The sequence below is a fragment of the Mesorhizobium sp. genome, from assembly GCF_017306585.1.
Classification (GTDB): domain Bacteria; phylum Pseudomonadota; class Alphaproteobacteria; order Rhizobiales; family Rhizobiaceae; genus Mesorhizobium.
This window is the reverse complement of the sequence record NZ_JAFKIC010000358.1, coordinates 1-2867: the sequence shown is the minus strand read 5'-3', so window position 1 is coordinate 2867 and position 2867 is coordinate 1. Positions and strand designations below refer to the sequence as shown.

Here is a 2867-nt window from a genome sequence, read left to right as displayed (position 1 = left end):
CGCCGAGTTCGGCGAGCGCCGCGGGGTCTGTGACGACCGTCTGCTCGGTCCGGTCCCCGAAGGCCTCGCGCAGCTCGGCGACGATCTGATCGGCATCGGCCCGATCCGCAGTGCCCTGATCCGCGATGCTCATCGTTCGTCGCCCTCGAACTGCAGGATGTACAGGCCGGCGTTGTAGTCGGTGACGTAGGCGCGCAGCTCTGAGTCGACGAACACGTCGAAGCTCTGGATCACGCGAGGCCGGTCGGGCCGGGTGTCGACCATCCGCTCGGGCGCCGGCGGCACCCGAAACATTTCCGGCACCTCGAACCCGCTGGTCGAACTCGAAGGCGAGCTCGCCGACCTGCACGGCAAGGAAGCCGCGCTGGTCTTCACCTCCGGCTTCGTCTCCAACGAAGCATCGATCTCGACCATCGCAAAGCTTCTGCCCAACTGCCTGATCATCTCGGACGAGCTCAACCACGCCTCGATGATCGAGGGCGTGCGCCGCTCGGGCGCCGAGAAGAAAATCTTCCGCCACAATGACGTCGCGCATCTTGAGAGACTGCTGCAGGCGGCCGGCCGCGAACGCGCCAAGCTGATCGTGTTCGAGAGCGTCTATTCGATGGACGGCGACATCGCGCCGATCAAGGCGATCGTCGAACTCGCCGAGCGCTACAACGCCATGACCTATATCGATGAGGTCCATGCCGTGGGCATGTACGGACCGCGCGGCGGCGGCATCACCGAGCGCGAGGGCCTCGCCGACCGTATCGACATCATCGAAGGCACGCTTGCCAAGGCGTTCGGCACGCTGGGCGGCTACATCACCGGCACCAGCGCCGTGATCGACGCGGTGCGCTCCTACGCGCCGGGCTTCATCTTCACCACGGCGCTGCCGCCGGCGATCGCCGCCGCCGCCACGACCTCGATCCGCCACCTCAAGCGCTCGCAGGCCGAGCGCGACGCCCAGCAGCAGCAGGCAAGCCGCACCAAGCAGATTCTCGCCGCCGCCGGCCTGCCTGTCATGGAATCGGCGACCCACATCGTGCCGGTGCTGGTCGGTGATCCCGAACTCTGCAAGATGGCGAGCGACCGCCTGCTCGGCGTGCATGGGATTTATATCCAGCCGATCAACTATCCGACCGTGCCGCGCGGCACCGAGCGGCTGCGCATCACGCCGACGCCGTTCCATTCCGATGCGCTGATCGCACAATTGCAGGACGCCCTGGTCGAGACCTGGGACGCGCTCGGCATACCCTACGGTTCGGCCGGCCGGCCGGCGGTCGCCAAGACCGACCGGATCATTCCGCTGCTGGTGCCCAAGTCGGGCGGATAAAGTCAGGCGGCGGAACCCGCCACCTGATCAAACAGTCTTCATCCAGTTAGCCAGCCTGTTCGCCGCTTCCTCGATCTGATCGAGGCGGCGATGGAAGCACAGTCGCAGGAACGCTTCGCCGCCGGGGCCGAAGGCGGTGCCAGGCGCAAGGCCGACATTGGCCTTGTCGACGATCTCGAAGGCCGCGGCCCGCGAATCGGTGATGCCGTCGACGGTGAAGAACAGGTAGAAGGCGCCCTGCGGGACGGTAAAGCGCGCCTTGCCCGATTCACCCAGAATGCGGCAGACGAGGTCGCGCGCCTTCCTCGCCCGCTCCACCTGTTCGGCAACGAAGGCATCGCCCTCGTCAAGGGCGGCGACCGCGCCACGCTGCATGAACTGGGCGACGCCCGAGTTCGAATACTGGATCAGGTTCTCGAACACCTGCTGCAGGCTCGGATGCGTCTTGATCCAGCCGACGCGCCAACCGGTCATCGACCAGTTCTTGGAGAAGCTGTTTACGAACAGGATGCGATCTTCAGGATCGGCCATGTCGAGGAAGGACGGCGCGCGGCCGTGGCCGTAATGGAACAGAGAGTAGATCTCGTCGGCGATGATCCACAGGTTCCGCGAACGGGCGAGATCGAGGATCGCCTGCAAGGTCTCGTGGTCGGCGGTCCAGCCGGTCGGGTTCGACGGCGTGTTGATGAACAGGGCCTTGGTGCGGGGCGTGATGGCGGCAGCGATCTTCTCGACATCGCAGGACCAGCCATTGCCGGAATGATCCAATGTGACCGCCACCGGTACAGCCCCCGAAATGCCCGCGGCGGCGTCGAAATTCGGCCAGGCCGGCGAGAGGTAGACGACCTCGTCCCCGGCGCCCGCGAGTGCCGCCAGCGCCAGCTGGATGGCATGCATGCCCGATCCGGTGACGATGAACTGCTCCTCGGGGAATTTTTTGGCGAAATGCCTGGCATAGTAGCGGGCAAGCGCCTGCCTGAGATCGGGAATGCCCCTTTGCCAGGTGTAGAACGTCTCGCCGCCCGCCAGCGCCTTCGACGCGGCGTCGGTGATGAAGGCGGGCGTCGGCAGGTCTCCCTCGCCGGCCCAGAGCGGGATCAGGCCGTCGCGCAGCCGTCCATAGTTCACGACGGCGACGATGCCGCTTTCCGGTGCGGCAAGGGCGGCGGGGCGCAAGGTCTCGATCAGGCTCATGTGAAGATCCGTTCGTACTCGGGTCGCCGCTCTTTACCAGAAGCGAAAACAGAAAACCCCGGCCGCGAACGGCCGGGGTTTTGGTCCAGCGATCGCGGCTGGATTATTTCTTCGCGAGCAGATCGCGGATTTCGGTGAGCAGGGCGACATCGGCCGGCGGCGGCGCGGCAGCGGGCGCGGGCTTTTCCTTTTCCAGGCGCCTGCGCAAATTGTTCACCGCCTTGACCATCAAGAAGATGACAAAGGCTATGATCAGGAAATTCAGCGCCACCGTGATAAAGCTACCATACGCAAAGACCGCACCTTGCTTGCGCGCATCCTCCAGATTGGTGGCAGTTACATTGTGCGACAGGCC

Annotated in this window: 3 protein-coding genes and 1 pseudogene; 1 reads left to right on the top strand and 3 read right to left on the bottom strand. The window is 65.1% G+C overall.

Annotated elements, in window-relative coordinates; translation table 11 throughout:
- Positions 1–129 precede the first annotated feature (129 nt).
- On the bottom strand, positions 130–264 hold the full coding sequence (locus tag J0I79_RS34685) for a hypothetical protein (RefSeq protein ID WP_292870587.1): 135 nt from the start codon (positions 262–264) through the stop codon (positions 130–132).
- Between the two features lie 4 nt (positions 265–268).
- On the opposite strand from J0I79_RS34685, the pseudogene hemA reads away from it, so the two are divergent.
- Positions 269–1318, top strand: a pseudogene (hemA, locus tag J0I79_RS34680) (5-aminolevulinate synthase); the annotation flags it as partial.
- Positions 1319–1345: 27 nt separating this feature from the next.
- On the opposite strand, the gene J0I79_RS34675 reads toward hemA, so the two are convergent.
- Complete coding sequence (locus J0I79_RS34675; RefSeq protein WP_292870584.1) at positions 1346–2512, bottom strand: pyridoxal phosphate-dependent aminotransferase; 1167 nt, start codon at positions 2510–2512, stop codon at positions 1346–1348.
- A 103-nt stretch (positions 2513–2615) separates the two neighbouring features.
- A partial coding sequence (locus tag J0I79_RS34670) for an MscL family protein (RefSeq protein WP_292870581.1) occupies positions 2616–2867 on the bottom strand: 252 nt, incomplete at its 5' end.

Excerpts from the sequence above, each read along its gene's own strand:
- J0I79_RS34685 (WP_292870587.1), bottom strand. The coding sequence starts at position 264 with ATGGTCGACACCCGGCCCGACCGGCCTCGCGTGATCCAGAGCTTCGAC.
- J0I79_RS34675 (WP_292870584.1), bottom strand. The coding sequence starts at position 2,512 with ATGAGCCTGATCGAGACCTTGCGCCCCGCCGCCCTTGCCGCACCGGAA.